Source organism: Methylosinus sp. shoA, assembly GCF_059718125.1.
The window spans coordinates 2,492,448-2,511,359 of sequence record NZ_AP046091.1 but is presented as its reverse complement, the minus strand read 5'-3'; the positions used below and the strand labels follow the sequence as shown (position 1 = coordinate 2,511,359).

The following is an 18,912-nucleotide window of genomic DNA, read 5'->3' as shown; positions in this document are numbered from 1 at the left end:
GGCGCCGATCAGCGCGACCAGATCAGCGCGTATTCGCCGTTCTCGCCCTCGAACAGGTTGGCGTAGATGGGGGCGGTGAACGACGGATCGTCGAGCTTGACCGAGTGATAGGTGCGGCCCTCCTTCGAGGTCCGGCGCCATGCGGCGCCGATCTCGACTCCTGAGACGACCACCCGGAGGTCGGGGGCCTTGTCGCTGGTGGAGGCGGGATCGCTGGGGACGAGGCGCGCCTTGGCGTCGATGGCGAGGGTCTTGATCGCGCCGGTGTAGACGCCATCGTTGCTGCGGGTGAACGAGCCGATCTGGGACATGATGTAGCTCCTCTTGCTGTGTTCCAAGCCCGCGACCATCGCGGCCTTGTGGCGATCAGGAGCCCCGGGACGGCCGCCCCGCACCTGCAAGGCCGCAGCGCCAGCGGAGGACGGCGGGAGCCGAGCTTGTTGTCCCGCGAGGAGCCTCCCGCAGGGAGGCGGGGAAGAAGGTTGGCGACGCTGTTGCGGGGACGAGGCCGGGTCGAAGACCGCATCCTGGGGCCGATCCGCCCACACAAAGGCCCGTTGGTCGCGGCGGCGACACCGCGCCCGAGGAGACATCCCCGATCATGCCGTCGCCGCAACAATCGCGGACGCCCGCCGTCCGCACTCATGTCGGCGCCGTGTGCGCATCGGCCATCAGCGATGCGATCAACGCGTCAGGCGCTTTGAACCGACCACGTCGCAACGCGGGCGGGAGCACCGCTTCGACGGCCTCGAGCTTTTCGGAGGGATCCATCCCGAGGTAGATCTCAGTGGTTCGGATATCGGCATGACCGAGCCACAGTGCGACCTTGCGGATATCACGCGTGGCCTGGAGCATCAGCACCGCGCAACTATGCCGCAACAGGTGTGGCGACAGCGCGCGATCAACCAGCGTGGGGCATTGTCGTGCAGCGGCCCGACCATGTTTTTCGAGGATATATTCGAACCCGGCCCGCGTCATCGCCATGCCTTGCGCGTTGACGAACAGCTCGGGCGCTTGCGGCTTCCCACGCACTGCGAGCCAGGCGCGAACGTCACGCGCGGCGTCCTTCCAGAGCGGCAGGCTGCGCTCGCGGCGCCCCTTGCCGAACACGAGGATGCTGGGGCTGGGTTGCAGAATGATGCGACTCATCGTCATCCCGACCAGTTCGGAGACACGCAGGCCGCCGGCGAAGCACAGGTGCAGCATCGCCCGGTCGCGGATCCCCGACCGGGTCGAAGTGTCCGGCGCATCGAGGATGGCGCGCACCTCCTGCATCGTCAGATGCCGGATGAGCTTGTGATCATGGCGCTTGCCCGGGATCGCATCGATCTGCGCGACCTGCGCCAACGCGCTCGGGCGCTGAAGTTCGACGTAGCGCATGAACGCCTTGATCGCGGCGAGCCGCAGGTTGCGCGTCGCCGCGCTGTTGCCGCGATCTTGCTCGATATGAGCGAGGAACGCGAGCACCATCGCGGCGTCGATCGCTTCCAGCGTAAGCCGCGATGGCCGCGTCTTCAGGCGATCGGCGGCGAAGGTCAGCAAGAGTCGGAAGCAAGTCGCATAGGCCTCGCAGCTGTGCGCGCTGTACCCGCGTTGCCGAGGCATGTGCTCGCGGAGGAACACGGTGATGAGCGGTGCGATCGGCGTCATACGATCACCTCCGCAGCCAGCATTTCGGCGGCCGCGGCGATGTCGCCCATCAAGTCGGGCGTCGCCTCCAGATACCAGTAGGTGTGTCGGATATGGCCGTGCCCGAGATAGGTCGAGAGCGCCACAAAGTCGCGGGCGACATCCTCGCGGCGCATGGCGCATCGCGCCAACGCGCGCGTCGCAAAGGTGTGGCGCAAGTCATGGATACGCGGGCGACGTGGTCGATCCGGCGCGATCCCGGCCTTGTCCAGGATCACATGGAAGGCTGCATGTACCGCTCCGAGCCCCATCGGTTTGCCGCCGACCGTCAGGAACACATGATCATCCACACTCGCGACTGTCGCCCGGATGCGCAGATAGGCGTCGAGCGCTGCAACAACGCTTGCGTGCATCGGCACAAGCCTGCTTTTGTTGAACTTCGTCTGGCGGATGTGCAGCACGCCGTCCGGCAGCAGATCGCCGAGTCGCAAATTCAGGGCTTCCGAGACGCGCAGCCCGGTCGCGGCGAGCAGGCCGATCAGCGTCGCGTGGACGTGTCGCCTGAGAGGGCTGGGCTTTTGACGCCGCAGATTTGCGGCGGCGTCGAGCATCCGCGCCAGTTCGTCAGGCGTGTAGATATACGGCGCGGGTCGCGAGCGCGGACGATAATACGGACGATGCCGTGGTATCTCGTGCCTCGAGTCCTCGGCGTGCAGGAACCGCGCGAAGTCGGCTATTTCCTGAAGCCGGCGATAGCGCATGTCCGGCGTTGAAGAGACCGTCGCCGTCCAAGCGAGCGCTGTCGCGGTGCGGATATGGCTGTCGCCATTGGCCACGGCATGGCGGGTGAACGCGTCGAGATGCCGTGCGGTCTTTTCGAGTTTGAAGCCGAGCGACCGGCGCAGCGCGACATAGCGGAGAGCATCGTCGATCAGCATGACGCGTCTCCCGGCCAGGGCTGTGTGATCGTCGCCAACAGCGTCATGTCGACCTTGGCGTAGTGCGCGGTCATCGCGGGTGAGCGGTGGCGTAGCACCGCACCCACGCCAGCAAGGCTAACACCGTGCCGCAGCATCGATGTCGCCGCCGAGTGTCGCAGCACATGCGCGCCTTTGTGTCGGCTCTCGACTCCCGCGCGTCCGAGTGCGCGCCGCACAACGCATTTGATCGTGCCGCGGTCGATGGGCCTGAGCGGCGCATAGTCGGTTAGGAACAGCGCACGTGAGCCTGGGAACGCGGGACGCGCGCGTTTGAGATAGGCGATCAGCGCATCGCCGACCTCCTGACTAAGCGGTAGCAGCTCTTCGCGACGCCCCTTGCCATGCACTCTGATATTGCCCTGTCGCCAGTCGATATCGTCGAAGCAGAGACGCGCGACCTCGCTGGCGCGCATCCCAAGCCGCACGAGCAGCAGGATGATCGTGCGGTCGCGCAGTCGCCGCTCCCCGTCGCACGCGGCGATAACGCGCGCGATGTCATCCTCGGGAAGAAAGCGCGGGATCGAAGCGAGCCGCCACTCCGCCGCGGGTGGCATGGCGTGGTCGAGCCCCAGCGGACAGCGACCGGTCGCGATCAGGAAGCGCACGAATGCGCGGATCGAACCACCAATACAATTGAGGCGTGAGACCGAAACGGAGCCGGCGCGGCCCAACATGTAGCCCCGGATCGCCGCGGCGTCATAGGCGGACGGGTTGTCGCCGAGCGCGGCGACGAACGGGATGATCGCGCCGGCGTATGTGGCGAGTGTCGTTTCGGCCAGCCCCTGCTGTTCACGCGCCCATGTCATATACTCGTCGACGATTGGCGGCCTCGAGAGCGCTGGCATCGGCGGCAGGGCGCCGCGATCTTCGAGATAGGCGATGAACAGCTTGCCCGTCTCGACGGCGTCTCTGTTGACGTCGCCTCGGAAGCGCGGGCGATATCCCGCATTGATCAGCGCGAACGATGCGGCGTGCGCGGCGCGGACCGTGTCGAACGCATAGCCCTTCTCGCGCGCCCAATGTGTCCAACAGGCGAGCAGCCTGATCCGCTCGACGATCGTCTTGTCGGTATAACGTCGTTGTCGTAGCCACGCGGTAAAATCGTCGGCGTGATCGGCGGCAAGTCCCGCCCGCAATCGGTCTTTGACGTCATTCTTCCTTACATAGACACCTGTTGGCACGGTTTGCCTCCTCGTTGGTTGGAGGCGGACTTTGGAGCGTGGGCTTCCACGTCCAAAGCGGCGATCGCGCTGATCGGTGATCGCCATCGAGCGCGGTGCCTGATCGATGCTGGGGGCGTTCTCCTCGGGCGCGGTGTCGCCGCCGCGACCAACGGGCCTTTGTGTGGGCGGATCGGCCCCAGGATGCGGTCTTCGACCCGGCCTCGTCCCCGCAACAGCGTCGACGACCTTCTTCCCCGCCTCCCTGCGGGAGGCTCCTCGCGGGACAACAAGCTCGGCTCCCGCCGTCCTCCGCTGGCGCTGCGGCCTTGCAGGTGCGGGGCGGCCGTCCCGGGGCTCCTGATCGCCACAAGGCCGCGATGGTCGCGGGCTTGGAACACAGCAAGAGGAGCTACATCATGTCCCAGATCGGCTCGTTCACCCGCAGCAACGATGGCGTCTACACCGGCGCGATCAAGACCCTCGCCATCGACGCCAAGGCGCGCCTCGTCCCCAGCGATCCCGCCTCCACCAGCGACAAGGCCCCCGACCTCCGGGTGGTCGTCTCAGGAGTCGAGATCGGCGCCGCATGGCGCCGGACCTCGAAGGAGGGCCGCACCTATCACTCGGTCAAGCTCGACGATCCGTCGTTCACCGCCCCCATCTACGCCAACCTGTTCGAGGGCGAGAACGGCGAATACGCGCTGATCTGGTCGCGCTGATCGGCGCCCGCGACGCCCTGCCACACTGCAGGGCGTCGCGGACTTCGCCCCGTTATTATGCGGAGCGACATCGCCGCCAAAGCCCCGGAAAGCCGCCACTCCCGGCGCCAGACTCCGCATAATCGCGCGCTACGCATAATCGACGCCGTTGGCGGCGGTCACTCGATAGTCGGGCGCTCGCTCGTTGTCCTTGGCGACGGGCCTGATGCTCGCCTTGACGTTGATGTTGAGGGTGCGGATCACGCCGGTGAAGACGCCGTCGTCGCCGCGGGTGAAGCTGCCGATCTGAGCCATTGTCGTATCTCCCGACTGTTGTTCGAGCCGCCCGATGCGGTCTCGATGGCGGTCTTCAGGCGACGGGCCGGCCGGCCTGCACCCGTACGGGCCGAAGCGTCAGCGGAGGACGGCGGCAGCCGAGCTTCTTGGCTCGCGAGGAATGCGGCGCAGCCGCAGGGGAAGAAGGTCGGCGAAGCCGTTGCGGGCCTAAGGTCCGGCCCGGCGCCAGACCAGCCATGCAGAGAGGCCGTTTGGGCGGCTCGGCGCAGTCGTCCGGAGAGAACGACGCGGATCGGCCGCGCTCGCGGCAGGCACAGGTTCGAAAGATCCGTCGCCTCCAACGTTTAAGGCGGGCGGGCATGAGCACTACGAGCGGGGCCAGCGGTCAAGCCGCCGAGAGTGTCTCGATCAGCGGGCAGACAACTTCGGCTCCGACATCGCAGCGCCGAACAGCGTCGGCCAACACTCGCTCCATCGCACGCAGATCAACGATACGCGCGCGCACGTCCTTCAGGCGAGATGCGGCGAGCTCGCGAACCTCACCACAAGCGTCCGCTCCGAAGTTTGCCGAGCGCAGCAGCACGCGCAGCTCATCGAGCGTGAACCCGAGCTCGCGCGCACGACGCACGAACACGAGACGCGCAACGTCGGCGGCCTCGTAGAGGCGATAGCGGCCCCGGCGGTGAGGCTTCGGCAAGATGGCGATCTTCTCGTAGAAGCGGATCGTCTCGATCGCGCAGCCCGTGCGCCGTGAGAACTCTCCGATCGTCATGTCGTCTCGAACCATGGGGGGACCTCCAATCAAGGCTTGAGTCTGTAGTTACTACAGACGTTAGAGGACGAGAGAGACCCCGACAAGGAGATCACCGCGTGCAGATAAGCCCGACGAAGCCGAGCCCGACCGCTTGTGCGGTTCGCGATACCGGCGCGACTTTGCTGACCCTGAGCGGCTTGGCGGCGGCGTTCGGCGCGGCCTCCTGCTGCGGCCTTCCGTTCTTGTTCGCAACGATCGGCGTCAGCTCTGTTTGGCTGGTCGGCATCGCGACGCTTGTCGCGCCGCATAGGCCATTGCTGCTCGCCGTAGCCGCCGCCTGCCTCGTGGCTGGAGCAGTGCTGCTATGGCGACGCCAGCCGGCGATCGCCTGCGCAACCGGCGCGGTGTGCTCCAAGCCGGCGGTCCGCGGCATGACGCTGATCGGTCTTGTTACGGGCCTCGCCCTACTGACGATCGGCTACCTCTATGCGTGAGACATCTGTGATCCTCGTGTCGACGATCACCTGCCCGAACTGCGGGTTCGAGGCGACCGAGACCATGCCGACAGATGCGTGCCAGCATTTCTATGAGTGCAAGGGTTGCAGTGCTCTTCTGCGGCCGACCGCGGGTCATTGTTGTGTGTTCTGCTCCTTCGGCACGGTACCGTGCCCACCGATCCAATTGCATGGCGGGCAAAGCGGCTGCTCATCGACTCGAGGCGGCTTCGACGAGCAGTGACGCGATCAATGCATCCGGCGCCTCGAGCGGACCGCGACGTAGCTCCGCGGGACGACGGCTTCAACCCGCCAATTGGAAAAGCGCGCGCCGACGTAGATTTTGCCAATACTGAGTGGCAAGTTCGGTCGAGAGAAGCCGATCCGCTTCTCTCGACCGAAGCGGCGGCGATGGCTTCAGGCCCGTGCAATGCTCTTCGCGCCGAGCGCGGGCGCGTTGGCGCCGAAGATTCGAATGCAAGCGGTCGAGCCGACAGCAATGCAGCCGACGATCGAGAAGATCGTCTGCCATGTCGGGGACGGCATCGCCAGTTGCGCGATTCCCTGCGTGGCGTAATAGCCGGCGATCGCCGCCGGCGTCGTGTAGAGGAGCACGATCGCGAACCTGAGCCACGTCCACGGAGCGAAAGCGAGCGCCAATTGGCCGACGCCGAATGTCGCGCCGGCAGTCACGACGCCGATGATCGCGCCGCCGAGCACGCCGGCGCCGGTATGAAAAGCCCAGCCGGCGACAATGAAGCCGGCGTAGAAAGGCAGCGCGAAGACGGCGAGCGTGAACAACAGCCAGCAGAAGAAGCCGATGCCGGCGATGACGAGCAGAGGGCCGAAGACGATCATGGCGGTGGTCTCCAAGGGACGAGTTCGATGAAAGCGCGCCTCCCACCACCGCCACGGCGCGGTGTCGAGTCTAAGCGGAAACGAGAATCGAGGCGAGTGGAAATCCGATCGGACTTTCACTCGTTCATGGAGAAGATCACGCCCAGTCGCGGCTGGAAGGGATCGAACATATGAACGGCAGCGGCAGGATCGCCGCCATCTTCGGTCGACGGCGGGCCGACAGGAGCCGGCGGCTCCGAAGCCGATGAAGTCCGGTCGCGGACAGCTCGAACCTCGTTTATAGTTGGCCGACCATAACGTATTTGGAGAAGCGAGACTGCGCGGGAGGCCAGCATGGCGGAGTTCACGGGACGAGATCTCCATCTTGTGAAAAAGGCGCTCGCCATCGCGGCGCTGGCGATCGAGGAACAGCCGGGACCGTTTCAGTCCGGCTCCGATCTGAGAGACATGAAGGCGTTGCTCGATGAGATCATCGAGAACGATACAGAATTGGCGTATTACGCGCGCGCGGCGAGGATCGCCGTGCTCGGCGCGCCCGACTGAAACAAGGCTTTACGGAAAGGCGGAGACACGCCTTTGCGTTTCGCCGTCTTTCCGGCTCTGATGGTCGGCGGCGCTCACGCGCCGCCTGCGCCGAAGCGCCAAACCGGAATGCCGAGCTTGCGCGCCTTGTCGGCGAGGTTCTCCTGGATGCCGGTTCCCGGAAAGACGATGACGCCGATCGGCAGGATTTCCAGCATCGCATCGTTGCGCTTGAAGGGCGCGGCCTTCGCGTGCTTGGCCCAGTCGGGCTTGAAGGCGATCTGCGGAACCTTGCGGTGATCGGCCCAGCGGGCGGCGATCCGTTCGGCGCCTTTCGGACTGCCGCCGTGCAGCAGCACCATGTCCGGATGTTTGGCGCGGACCTGGTCGAGCTTCGACCAGATCAGGCGATGGTCGTTGAAGTCGAGGCCTCCGGTGACGGCGATCTTCGGACCGGGGGGCAGCAGCACCTCGTTTTCGGAGCGCTTCTTCGCTGCGAGGAAGTCCCGGCTGTCGATCATCGCCGAGGTGAGATGGCGGTGATTGACCATCGATCCGCTGCGCGGTCGCCAGGACGATCCGGTGTGGCGCTCGTAATGCTCGGCGGCCTGATCGCGCATCAGCTCGAAAGCGTCCCGGCGCTCGAGGAGAGTTTGCCCTTCCGCGGTGAGACGCTCCAGCTCGACGGATTTCACCTCGCCGCCATCCTGCTCGCGCTGCGAGCGGCGTTGCGCCTGCTCATTATCGTCGAGCTCGCGCTCGATCCGCTCCACGGCGCGGTGAAAGAGATTGACGGTCGACCAGAGCAAATCGCCGAGATCCGGCTCGAGGCGGGTGTCCTGCAGCGCCGCGATCAGCGCGTCGAAGATGTCGGCGACGGCGCCCGAAACGATGCGTCCTTCCGGCAATGGCCTCGGATCGGGTTCGTCCTGAAAGGGGCGATAGCCGTAGAGCTGCAATTCCTGGAGGATATGGTCGGTCGGGGATGTCGCGTGCGGCGGCTCGAGGCGGTCATCGTCGCGATCGGTGATCATGGCGCTTCCTTTCGTCGGATCGGCCGCGCCCATCGCGGCCTTCATGGCGACGAAAGCGGCAGGCGGAGCGGACCTGCACCCGCAGCGAAGCGAAGGGCCGGAGCGCAGCGGAGGACGGCGGAGGACGGCTATTTTGTCTCGCGCTGGAAAGCGGCCGCAGGCCGCGCCGGAAAATAGCCGGCCGCAGCCGTTGCCGATCCGAGCCGCCTGCCGATCGATCGCCCTCTGAAGAAGGCCGTGGGGGCGGACCTCTCCGACAATTCAGAAACGTCATCATCAACGTGACGTAAATCCGCCGGCAGCGAGCGTCAGACCTTCAGCCCGAGCCTATGCCGTCAGCTCCATGAAGCGCGCGACGTCCTGCGGGGCGATCTGCACACGTACGGCGGCTCGAAACGCATCGAGTCCGAGCAGCCGCAGATCTTCATTGAAGTCGCCGAACGCCGGAGACAGCACGATCGCCTCGATCCCCAGCTGCTGCGCCCGGTCGATCAACGTCGTCACCGCGCCGTCGCCGGCTGGATCGTCGTCGCGCGCGATGTAGAGTCGGCGCAACGTGTCGGAGAGGAGGATGGCGGAGAGATGCGCCGCCGAGAGCGCCGCCGCCATCGGCATTGTCGGAAGCGCCGATCGCAGCGACAGAACAGTTTCGACGCCTTCGCCCGCCGCCATGACCTCGCCTGCCACACCGAAACGGACTGCATGGCCGTTGAGATCGCCCATCGCCCGTCTCGGCGTTTCGATCGGCGCCTTTCCGAGCGTCGTCTCCGAAAAGCCGCGAGGATCGAGCCATGTGCGATGCACGCCGGTCAGGCGCCCGTCGAGGTCGGTCACGGAGGCGATCATCGCCGGCCAGATTTCGGTCGGGGAATGCTCGTCCGGCCGGTGATAGCATTGTGGATGAAAGCGGAGCGATGCGGTTTCGTGCAAAACCGTAATGCCGCGATTGCGCAGATACGCTTCTGCGAGAGTCCCGGAAATCGGCTGCGACATAGCGAAAAGCCGTCTTGCCGACTCCCGCGAGTCGACAGGTTTCGAAAGTGATCTCGTCCTGTTCTTCATCAACGCGGGCTCCTGACGCGGCAGTCTCAGGAACGAGCGCGCCTCATCAACAGTGTCTTTGAAATCGGCGAAGCCGCAACTCTCGCGGATCACGTCGAGCAGATCGCCGTATTCGGCCGTCGCGGCGTCCAGCCAACGCCCGGCGGCGCCCTTTCCTTCTGTGGGCCCGGTCAAGCGGACGAACATGGAGCGGCCGGGCGTGTTGCGGACATCGCCCACCAGCCAATATCGGCCTTCGCGGTGTCCGTTGGAAAGGTAATGACGGCAAACCGCCTCGGCCTGACGGCCGAGACGCTGTGCGAGATCGGAAGCGTCATGACAAGCCATGTCACGCCTCCTTGTCGCTGACGCGCTGGAGCGGATAGCGCTCCATCAGTTTCGCCAGCACGGCCGGGCCGCTCGCGTCGACGGGCACGAACATGCGCAGCTTCCAGGAGATGATCTCGTGGAACAACCCATAGGCGGAGAGACGTTCGCGCATCGCGTCGGTGAATCCCGACAGCTCGATGCGGTGCGCGCCCATGACGCGGACACGGCGAAGCTGGAGGTCCTCGGCGAGGTGGAGAACGGTGCGGCCATCCATCAGGGCAGCGAATGCGTCCTCCGTGGAGAGATCGGCGGCGCCAGCTATGAGCGCTCCCGCGACCCAGGCAGGCGTGACGCGGCGGCCGATGATGCGCTCGCCGTCATCGGTCTGAAGGCGATAGACCCGCGTCGAATCCTTAGGCAATCGCTTCCAGATCGGCAGCAGCAGGCCCGCGACGATATGGATAGTGCTGTCGGAGAATTCCGGCACGGCGGCGACCTCGGCGCTCCACGCGGCGGCGAAAGCGCGCCCGTCGGCCTCGGTCCAATGGCTTTCCTCCATCATCTTCAGCGACGCATAATGCTGCTCCATCGGCCGGACGAGGCGCACGCGCCGCTCGATCTCGCCATCGTCGAGCATCAGCGACGGCGCAGGCAGTTGAACCGCAGCTCGCCCCGAGCGCTCATTGACGAGCGCTACAGTGCGCCGATCTGCGAGAAGATCGAACGCCCGATCAAGCGTCAGGGGGTGATTGCGCTCGCGCTGCGTGATCGTCAGCAGGCGCGTCTCCGCGCCTGTGCCGGGATGGACGTAAATGGTCCGGCGATCGGTAACGAGGAAACTCTCGGCGCGCAGCGTTTCGAGTCCGACGTCATAGACGCCGGCGGCGATGGCGCCTTCGACCTTGGCGTTCAGCAATTGCTCAAAGGCCGTGAAGAGGACGCCCTGGAGCTCGATGGTCAGCGCCAACAATCGATTGAGGAAGGTGGTGATCGGCGGCAGGTCGTCCTTGATGCCGTTCGAATCCGTCAGCGACAATCCGCTCGCTTCTTCGAAGGTCTGCAAGGAGCAGCCCTCGACCTTTCCGCGGACGAGCAGCAGATAGAGCTGGCGCAGCGCGTCACGCGCATAATGGCTTTCGAGATTGTCCTCGGGACGGAACAGGCCCTGGCCGCCCGTCTGACGCTGGCCGCGCGTGATCGCTCCGAGCGTGTCGAGCCGGCGCGCGATGGTCGAGAGAAAGCGCTTCTCCGCCTTGACATCGGTCGCGATCGGCCGAAACAGCGGCGGCTGCGCCTGATTGGTGCGGTTGGTACGACCGAGGCCCTGGATGGCCGTGTCGGCCTTCCATCCCGGCTCGAGCAGATAATGGACGCGGAGCCGCTGGTTCCGGGCGGAGAGCTCGGCATGGTAGCTGCGCCCGGTGCCGCCGGCGTCGGAAAAGACGAGGATGCGCTTCAGATCCTCCATGAAGGCGGCGGTCTCGGCGAGATTGGCCGAGCCGGCGCGGCTTTCGACGGCGAGGCGCTCGCCCTTGCGCACAATGCGCCGTGAGCGCCCGGTCACCTCGGCGACCATGTCGGTCCCGAAGCGCTGGACGATCTGATCGAGCGCGCCGGGGACCGGAGCGAGGGAGGCGAGCTTTTCGATGAGCGCAGTGCGACGGGCGACCGCCTCGCGGCTCTCGACCGGCTGGCCGTCGCGAAAGACAGGTCGCGACGACAGATTGCCCTCGCTGTCAGTAAAGGGTTCGTAGAGCTGCACCGGGAAGGAATGAGCGAGATAGTCCAGCACATATTCTCGCGGCGTGATGTCGACCTGGACGTCGTTCCATTCCTCGGTCGGAATTTCCGAGAGGCGGCGCTCCATCAACGCTTCGCCGGTCGAGACGATCTGGACGACGGCGGCGTGACCTTCCGCCAGATCGCGCTCGATCGAGCGGATCAGCGTCGGCGTCTTCATGCTCGTCAGCAGATGGCCGAAGAAGCGCTGCTTGGCGGATTCGAACGCCGATCGTGCGGCGGCTTTGGCCTGCCGGTTGAGCGTGCCGGTCGCACCGGTAATGTTCGCCGCCTGCATGGCGGCGTCGAGATTATTGTGAATGACGGCGAAGGCTTCGGCGTAGGAATCGTAGATGCGGGTCTGCTCCGGCGTCAGCCGATGCTCGACCAGCTCATATTCGACGCCCTCATAGCTGAGCGAGCGCGCCGTATATAGGCCGAGCGCGCGAAGATCGCGGGCGAGCACCTCCATCGCCGCGACGCCGCCGGCTTCGATCGCCTCCACGAATTCGGCGCGCGTCGCGAAGGGAAAATCCTCGCCGCCCCAGAGGCCGAGGCGCTGGGCATAGGCGAGATTATGGACCGTGGTGGCGCCGGTCGCCGAAACATAGATGATGCGGGCGTTCGCCAAAGCGTGCTGGAGACGAAGTCCTGCGCGGCCCTGCTGCGAGGCGACCTGGTCGCCGCGTTCGCCCTTGCCGCCGCCGGCGTTCTGCATGGCGTGGCTCTCGTCGAAAATGATCGCTCCGTCGAAGTCGGAGCCCAACCATTCGACGATCTGCCGGACGCGGGAAAGCTTCTCGCCGCGCTCGTCGGAGCGCAGCGTAGCGTAGGTCAAAAATAGGATGCCTTCCTGCAGCGAGATCGGCTTGCCCTGGGGGAAGCGCGAGAGCGGCGTGACGAGCAGGCGCTCCATGCCGAGCGCCGACCAGTCGCGCTGCGCGTCCTCGAGCAGCTTGTCGGATTTGGAAATCCACAGCGCCCTGCGGCGGCCCTGCATCCAATTATCGAGGATGATCCCGGCCGACTGACGGCCTTTGCCGGCGCCGGTCCCATCGCCGAGCATGAAGCCGCGGCGGAAGCGAAAGGCGTTCTCGGCATCGTCTCGCGCGGCTGCGACGACGTCGAAGGTCTCGTCTACCATCCACGAGCCGGCGAGAAACGCGGAATGGGCTTCGCCGGCGTAGATCACTGTTTCGAGCTGGGCGTCGGACAAAAGTCCGTCCGAGACGATGTTCGCCGGCAGCCGCAGCCGATAGCTCGGCTTCGGCGGCGCGACCGAGGCCATGGCGGCGGATTGCACCAGCTTGGTGGGATGCGCCTGAGAGCCGGGAATACGGATCGACTGCAATCCGTATTCTTCATAGATCGCATCTGTCAGGCGAGCGCCTTCCGACGGCGCCCAGTCGACGGTCTCATAGGCGAGCTCGACGCCATCTGGGCCGCTGAAAAACGTGGCTCGACGAGTCGGCGCGTTTCGAACGGAAGCGGTCGGCGACGTGCGCGGCCGCGGATCTCTGGCTGGCGCCGGCAAGGCGACCGACAGGCGCGGCGGCGCCAGCTCGCCGATCCAGGCGAGGAGCGTCGCGACATTGGGCGCCGTGCCGGGCGACGCCGGAAAGCCTGTCGGATCGTCCGCTGGCAGTTTGTCGATGATCGTGAGCCGTGTTTCGACCGTCGTGCCGTGCTTGGCGTAGACGGCGCCGTCGATCGCAGCGGAAAAGACGACGCGACCATGTTGCTGAAGGCGAACGAAGGCGTCTCGCCAAGCAGGCGCGTCGGCCGTGAAGTTCGCGCCCGTGATCGTGACGAGGCGACCGCCGTCGGCGAGCCGCGCCAGGGCGGAGGCGATGTGACGATAGGCGGCGTCCGCCACGCGGCCGGACACATTCGCCATCGCCGAAAACGGCGGGTTCATCAGCACGACGGACGGAACGATCGCCGGATCGAGATGATCGTCGATCTGCGCCGCATCGAAGCGAGTGACCGGAGCGAAGGGAAAAAGAAGAGAGAGAAGCTCCGCACGGGTTTCGGCGAGCTCGTTGAGAATGACCGATGCACCGACCGTCTCGGCGAGAACGGCGAGCAGTCCCGTGCCGGCCGAAGGTTCGAGGACGTGGTCGGCGGGCGAAATCGCCGCCGCGGTGAGAACCGCGAGGCCCAGCGGAATCGGCGTCGAGAATTGTTGGAAGGACTCGCTGTCCTCCGAGCGGCGCGTATGCGTCGGCAAGAGGCCTGCGATCTTCGACAGCATCGGAAGGGCGGCGGCCGGAGAACCGGCTCTGCGGAAAAGCGCCTTTCCGTATTTGCGCAGGAAAATTACGGTCGCTGCCTCGCAGGCGTCATAGCCCATTTTCCAGTCCCAGGCGCCGGAGGCATCCGATGCGCCGAAGGCGGATTCCATCGCCGAGCGAAGAATGGCCGCGTCGACGCGTCGGCCCAGTTCGAGATGGGGGAGCAGGCGGCGAGCCGCATCGGCGATCGCGGCGCCTGTCGCGACGTGGCGGATGAGAGTCGTGGACGCCTCGACGGGCGCTGGAGGAGACATTTTGGACATGGAAGAGGTCTCGGGAGAGCGGGAGCGGACGAGCCGGCTGGCGCTCTCTCTCGAACCGGCCGGGCTCGCTCCTCCCGGCCGAACTCTTCCTCTCACCGCGTTCCGGGATGATCGCGCATGGGCCGTCGCCGTCACGCCGGACCAAATGATCCCGACGGCTTGCCGCGAGAGCGCCATTGTGGAGCTCTCGACCGCCGGCATGAAAAATGGCGGAGCGCTTGCCGTCGCTCCGCCGAGAGATCATTCAGCCACAATCGGAATCGACGCTCTCGTTCGCGTCGTCGTCCGAGAGGAATTCCGGCAGCTCCTCGGATTCGTCGGCTGCTTCGCCTGCTGCAACATCGGCCTGCTCTATGTCGTCGAGCCGCAAAGGCTCCGGCAGCCAGCCGGCGCCAGCGAGCAGGCGTTCGGCTTCGACCGACATTTCACCCTTTTTCAAATGGTCGATGAGCTGGACGGCCTGCTCGCCTTTTGCCTCACGGACAGCCTCGAGAATGCGTCGCTTCGGCACGCGACCGAGATAATTGTCGACGGTCGGCTTCCAACCAGCGTCGACCATGTTCAAGCCGACCGCTCGAGCGAGCCGGTCGGCATTCTTCAGGCGCTGCTGCACCGAATGCGCCGTAACCGCGCCGCCGGCATAGCGGTCAGCTTTTTCGTGGAGGGCGTTGACCCCGTGGGCGACACAATGCGCGAGTAGCGCGAGGCGATGCGTGTCGTCGAGGCCGCCGAGCCAGTCCCAGAGCGCTTGATCGCCCCTCGGAATATCCGCCTTCCACGCCTCATGCCGTTCGGCGATCGCTCGCGAACAGGAGCTGTTCTTCAGATCCGCGGCCTGGACGGGAAAGGAGACCTGTCGGAGCGAGACCTCCAGGCATCCACCCGAGGTCGAGCCGAAGTGGAACGTGTCGGTGACGAACTTGTGCAGCAAAGCCGTCATGGCGACATGCGGATTGTTGGCGATACGGTCCTGCAGCGCCAATGTCCTGTGCGCCGTCAGCTCGATCGTCAGCCGCTCGGGCAGCGATCCTGGCGCATCGTTTTCGTCGTCTTCCGATTCGACGGCGCGACCTCCGACGGTGATGACGGTGTGATGTGCGGAGGGCGCAATCGCCGGTGAGCCGGCGCCAGCGTTCGTCGCCTCCTCTTTGCTCTCGTCATGCGCGGGCGGTTCGTCCTCGGGCCGAACATAGCCGCGATCGATAGATAGAAAGCCTTCGGCGTCGATGCCGACGAATGCTCCGCCGCGCGCGATGTCGGCCGGGTCGAATCTCCGCGGACGATTTTGCAGTTCGGCGAGCGCTGTTTCGATCTCTCCGAGGCGCTGGTCTACGTCCTCCGGCAACTCGTCGACTTTTTCATATTCGGTTTCCAGGCTCTCATGTTCGTCCTCGAGCGAATCGATCGTCGCCTGTTCCTCGTCGGTCAGCTCGGTGGGCGCGCCGGCGAGTTCTCTCAGCCCATTCGTATGGCCGAACGGAAAATCGACCGCGACCTCGACCCATTTCCAGCCTTCCGCGGCGACGGATTCGGCCGCCGCCTTCAACTTCTCGATGACGAGGCTGTCGAGCATTGCGACATTTTCCAGCCAACCGCCGTCGTCGTGCTGGAACAGGTCGCGCATGACGATTCCGCCCGCCGCTTCATAGGCGTCGAGGCCGACGAAGACGGCTCGGCGATCGGCAGCTCGCACCGCCTTTTCCGTCAGCATGCGCCGGATCTGATAAGGTTCTTTCGACCACGACTTTTCCAACGCCGCCCAGACCTGCTCCTGCCGAGCATGGTCCGACGAGACGGTGAAGGCCATCAACTGCTCCAGCGACATTCCGTCTTCGGCATAGATGTCGAGGAGCTTCTCCGAGACGGTGATCAGCCGCAGGCGCTGCTTCACGACATTGACGCCGATGAAGAAGGCCGCGGCGATGTCCTCCTCGGACTTGCCCTTGGCCCGCATCGCGTGAAAGGCCCGGAACTGATCGAGCGGGTGCAACGGCGCGCGCTGGACGTTTTCGGCGAGCGAGTCGTCTTCCGCGAGGATGTCGCTCGCAGGGTCGCGGACGATGCAGGGGATCGGCGCCGTCTTGGCGAGCCGCTTCTGCTTGACCAGAAGCTCGAGCGCCCGATAGCGGCGGCCGCCCGCGGGAATTTCGAACATGCCGGTCTCGGCGCCGTCGGCGTCGAGCACGGGCCGGACGCTCAGGCCCTGGAGCAGTGTGCGCCGAGCGATGTCCTCGGCGAGCTCCTCGATCGAGATGCCCGCCTTTACTCGACGAACATTCGCCTGGGAGAGGACGAGCTTGTTGAAAGGGATGTCGCGCGAGGACGACAATGTGATCTTCTGAGCAGCCGTAGCCATTTGGATAAACTCCGTGACGGGCGGCCGAAAAACCTCTTTCCGGCCCTTGACCCGTCACGAAAATCGGCGCCGCCCTCTGACTTTGAGGACGGCGCCGCGAAACCAATCCGGAAAGCCGCAAAGCCGGAGACCCGCTTTCCCACGTTTCCGGGTCTCAGGGCATTTACACGCCGCACGTCCCCTCACACTCATTCGGCCAGAGATCGAGCTGGCCGTGGAGAGATCGGCCTCGTCGAGCGGCACGGCCGAGCGATGCAGGAGGACCTCACCGCGGATGCCAGCGCGATGCGTTCGCCGACAACGACCAATCGGCCATCTGCGTCCTCGTCGAACACCGGCATGGCCGCGCCGGCCGGCGTGACATTGCGCGTGAAGGCCGGGATGGAGGCCCAGCGCGCGCCGTGCGCGCCGGCGATCAGATTGTCGCGGATATTGCCGGCGGAGACGATATGGACAGGAAACGGCAGGACGTTCGGCGAGCGGAGCCAGGCGAGGTGTCGATAGACAGCCTTCGGCTCCCATCCCGTGTCGGCGAAGATGGCGCAGTCGGGCATCGGGCCGATCTCGCCATGCGCGGCCATGAGCGCGAGCGTCGTCGACTGCACGCCGGCGCCGAGGCTCAGCACGCGAAGCCGGATCGTGTCCGGCTCGGGCGCGCTCCTGGCGACGAGGGTCGGGAGGAGGTGCGTCATCACGCCAACTCCTTTGCCGCGTCGGCAATGTCGGAGCCGGCGCTGCTGTCGGCGTGAGGGAGGAAGCCGAGGATGTAGTCGGCCGCCTTGCTGGCCAGCGACGCGGCGCGGACGATGGCGCGATTGTCTTCGCGCAGGACATTCAGCCAGGAGCCGATGTAATCCGCGTGGCGCACGGTCGGCACGACGCCGAGCGCAGCGCAGCAGAACGCCGCGTTGATCTCGGCGACCAGCTCCTCGAAGGCGTATTTCTTCGAGCCGAAGGAGCCGGTCAGGTCGCGGTTCAACCGGCTGGGGTGGCCGCTGGCGTGCCCGATCTCGTGCAGCGCCGTTCGATGCCAGTCGATTGGTTCGTAATAGGCCTGAGGCGGCGGAACGCGGACATAGTCTTCGGCCGGGTCGTAGAAAGCGCGGTCCCCGCCGATGCGAAACTCGACGCCGGTGGCCTGGATCAGCGCCTCGACGCGCGGCTCGATCAGTCCGGGCTCGGGCGCCGGAACCTCGACGGCGAGGCTTGCGGGCAGCGCTTCGCACTGCGCGGCATTGAACACCGTGAAGCGTTTCAGGAACGGGATCGCCTGGGCGTCCTCGCCGGTCTCGCGGGCGCGGCGCTTCTCATCATCGGGGACGAAGCGATCCGCATAGACGACGGTGACGCCGCGCTCGCCGCGGCGGACATTGCCGCCGAGCGCACGGGCCTGCCGGAAAGTGAGCCAGGTCTGGCCGGGGAAGCCGTGCTGGACAACGGCGCCCCAGAGAATGAGGATGTTGATCCCGGAATAGACGCGTCCGGTGGCGGCGTTTCTCGGCAGCGCGAGTGGCGCTCTGGCTTTCGCCGTTCCCCAGGGCTGGACCCAGGGCAGCCGCCCGGCCTCCAGCTCGCTGATGATCTTGGCGGTGATCTCGTCGTATAGGTTGGCGCGGCCGGCGCCGTCCTCGTGGCGGTGCTTGGGCATGGCAGGTCTCCGCGACGGGCGCCGGGAGCCTCTCTCCCAGCCCTCAACGTCACGGCGAAGCGGCCTGCACTTTCACTCTCGGCGGGGCGTTGCGGGGCGGCAGGCCCCGCAGAAGGGGTCGGCCGAGACGATAGACTCGGCCGTAGGGGAAGGCGTTCCCCTCGATGGCTTGGTCGGCCCGTCGGCCCAAAGCTTCCGGTAGGTTCCAATCGTCCGGCCGGTGACTCCCGATCAGCCGGATGGGACGAATGGTTGAATAAGCTGTGCCGTCGTCAGCCCATCGCACGACGGTGAATGTCGCAGGGGCTCTGGGCCGCGTCCCCACGCCTCTCGGCTTCGGCCGCCCATCAGCGGTCCGTGGAGGGCTCGGTCGCCACACCTTTCCAGCAGCGGAACGCTTCGTTAGATCACCGGCACCCCGCCGGGGATGCTCGCCCTCCCCGGACTGAATAGCGACGATGGGAATCGCGACGCCGGGATGAGATGCCGTGTTTGGAAGCGGCACCGACCGGGTCCACGAGGATGTCGAGGACCGGACGATCCCTTGGCCTATCGTCGAGCATTTTTCGCGAAGCGCCGTCGTGCTACGTAGGGGCGCATGGCGCGATCAGTGGACATCCCCGCCAACGACAACGATCCCGATCCCTACCTGCGCGGAATCGAGGATTTCGCGCGCGGCGTGCCGCGACACGAGAACCCATTCGACGGCGCAGACTACGGGACGACGCTTTGGGAGTCGTGGTTCGACGGCTAGGACGACGCGAGCGACGAA

At 65.7% G+C, this 18,912-nt stretch carries 17 protein-coding genes and 1 pseudogene; 5 read left to right on the top strand and 13 right to left on the bottom strand.

Translation table 11 applies throughout. The features are described 5' to 3' along the window. Positions 1–8 precede the first annotated feature (8 nt). The 4 genes from AC6IW9_RS11365 to AC6IW9_RS11350 all read right to left on the bottom strand — a co-directional run bounded on the left by AC6IW9_RS11365 (position 9) and on the right by AC6IW9_RS11350 (position 3,790). The gene (locus AC6IW9_RS11365) at positions 9–311 is read right to left on the bottom strand and encodes a DUF736 domain-containing protein (protein WP_476160615.1); all 303 of its coding nucleotides are present in this window, start codon (positions 309–311) and stop codon (positions 9–11) included. 331 nt (positions 312–642) lie between these two features. Further along, positions 643–1,650 (bottom strand): tyrosine-type recombinase/integrase, encoded by a 1,008-nt coding sequence (locus AC6IW9_RS11360; RefSeq protein ID WP_497763867.1) that lies wholly within the window; start codon positions 1,648–1,650, stop codon positions 643–645. Further along, on the bottom strand, positions 1,647–2,567 hold the full coding sequence (locus AC6IW9_RS11355) for a tyrosine-type recombinase/integrase (protein ID WP_497763866.1): 921 nt from the start codon (positions 2,565–2,567) through the stop codon (positions 1,647–1,649). Before AC6IW9_RS11355 ends, AC6IW9_RS11360 begins: the two co-directional genes overlap by 4 nt. Beyond that, complete coding sequence (locus tag AC6IW9_RS11350; RefSeq protein ID WP_497763865.1) at positions 2,561–3,790, bottom strand: tyrosine-type recombinase/integrase; 1,230 nt, start codon at positions 3,788–3,790, stop codon at positions 2,561–2,563. Before AC6IW9_RS11350 ends, AC6IW9_RS11355 begins: the two co-directional genes overlap by 7 nt. Positions 3,791–4,188: 398 nt before the next feature. Here AC6IW9_RS11350 and AC6IW9_RS11345 point away from each other — a divergent pair, with 398 nt between their 5' ends. Next, complete coding sequence (locus AC6IW9_RS11345) at positions 4,189–4,491, top strand: DUF736 domain-containing protein (protein WP_476160615.1); 303 nt, start codon at positions 4,189–4,191, stop codon at positions 4,489–4,491. 129 nt (positions 4,492–4,620) lie between these two features. Here AC6IW9_RS11345 and AC6IW9_RS11340 read toward each other — a convergent pair whose 3' ends face one another. Both AC6IW9_RS11340 and AC6IW9_RS11335 read right to left on the bottom strand, forming a co-directional pair. Beyond that, on the bottom strand, positions 4,621–4,785 hold the full coding sequence (locus AC6IW9_RS11340; protein WP_497763864.1) for a DUF736 family protein: 165 nt from the start codon (positions 4,783–4,785) through the stop codon (positions 4,621–4,623). 367 nt (positions 4,786–5,152) lie between these two features. Continuing rightward, positions 5,153–5,554: a MerR family transcriptional regulator gene (locus AC6IW9_RS11335; RefSeq protein WP_497763863.1), complete on the bottom strand. Its 402-nt coding sequence runs from the start codon at positions 5,552–5,554 to the stop codon at positions 5,153–5,155. An 83-nt stretch (positions 5,555–5,637) separates the two neighbouring features. On the opposite strand from AC6IW9_RS11335, the gene AC6IW9_RS11330 reads away from it, so the two are divergent. Further along, positions 5,638–6,015, top strand: a complete 378-nt coding sequence (locus tag AC6IW9_RS11330) for a mercuric transporter MerT family protein (RefSeq protein WP_497763862.1) — start codon at positions 5,638–5,640, stop codon at positions 6,013–6,015. Next, positions 6,008–6,259 carry a GDCCVxC domain-containing (seleno)protein gene (locus AC6IW9_RS11325; RefSeq protein ID WP_497763861.1) on the top strand — a complete coding sequence of 84 codons (252 nt, stop codon included), beginning with the start codon at positions 6,008–6,010 and terminating at the stop codon, positions 6,257–6,259. The genes AC6IW9_RS11330 and AC6IW9_RS11325 overlap by 8 nt, the downstream gene beginning before the upstream one ends. 173 nt (positions 6,260–6,432) lie before the next feature. Here AC6IW9_RS11325 and AC6IW9_RS11320 read toward each other — a convergent pair whose 3' ends face one another. Then, a complete protein-coding gene (locus AC6IW9_RS11320) occupies positions 6,433–6,873 on the bottom strand; it encodes a hypothetical protein (protein ID WP_497763860.1) in 441 nt (146 codons plus the stop codon). A gap of 333 nt (positions 6,874–7,206) precedes the next feature. On the opposite strand from AC6IW9_RS11320, the gene AC6IW9_RS11315 reads away from it, so the two are divergent. After that, a complete protein-coding gene (locus tag AC6IW9_RS11315; protein ID WP_003611784.1) occupies positions 7,207–7,416 on the top strand; it encodes a hypothetical protein in 210 nt (69 codons plus the stop codon). A gap of 74 nt (positions 7,417–7,490) precedes the next feature. Here AC6IW9_RS11315 and AC6IW9_RS11310 read toward each other — a convergent pair whose 3' ends face one another. The 6 genes and pseudogenes from AC6IW9_RS11310 to AC6IW9_RS11285 all read right to left on the bottom strand — a co-directional run bounded on the left by AC6IW9_RS11310 (position 7,491) and on the right by AC6IW9_RS11285 (position 18,140). Then, positions 7,491–8,429, bottom strand: a complete 939-nt coding sequence (locus tag AC6IW9_RS11310) for a DUF2493 domain-containing protein (protein ID WP_497763859.1) — start codon at positions 8,427–8,429, stop codon at positions 7,491–7,493. A 327-nt stretch (positions 8,430–8,756) separates the two neighbouring features. Continuing rightward, complete coding sequence (locus AC6IW9_RS11305; RefSeq protein ID WP_497763858.1) at positions 8,757–9,818, bottom strand: DUF7146 domain-containing protein; 1,062 nt, start codon at positions 9,816–9,818, stop codon at positions 8,757–8,759. Position 9,819: 1 nt separating this feature from the next. Next, positions 9,820–14,136, bottom strand: a complete 4,317-nt coding sequence (locus AC6IW9_RS11300) for a strawberry notch-like NTP hydrolase domain-containing protein (protein WP_497763857.1) — start codon at positions 14,134–14,136, stop codon at positions 9,820–9,822. A 244-nt stretch (positions 14,137–14,380) separates the two neighbouring features. Further along, on the bottom strand, positions 14,381–16,492 hold the full coding sequence (locus AC6IW9_RS11295) for a ParB/RepB/Spo0J family partition protein (protein ID WP_497763856.1): 2,112 nt from the start codon (positions 16,490–16,492) through the stop codon (positions 14,381–14,383). A 292-nt stretch (positions 16,493–16,784) separates the two neighbouring features. Further along, positions 16,785–17,184, bottom strand: a pseudogene (locus tag AC6IW9_RS11290) (hypothetical protein); the annotation flags it as partial. After that, on the bottom strand, positions 17,184–18,140 hold the full coding sequence (locus AC6IW9_RS11285; protein WP_497763855.1) for an ArdC family protein: 957 nt from the start codon (positions 18,138–18,140) through the stop codon (positions 17,184–17,186). The gene AC6IW9_RS11285 and the pseudogene AC6IW9_RS11290, both read right to left, overlap by 1 nt. Before the next feature lie 598 nt (positions 18,141–18,738). Between AC6IW9_RS11285 and AC6IW9_RS11280 the strand changes: the two genes are divergently transcribed. Next, complete coding sequence (locus AC6IW9_RS11280; protein WP_497763854.1) at positions 18,739–18,894, top strand: hypothetical protein; 156 nt, start codon at positions 18,739–18,741, stop codon at positions 18,892–18,894. Positions 18,895–18,912: the final 18 nt, after the last annotated feature.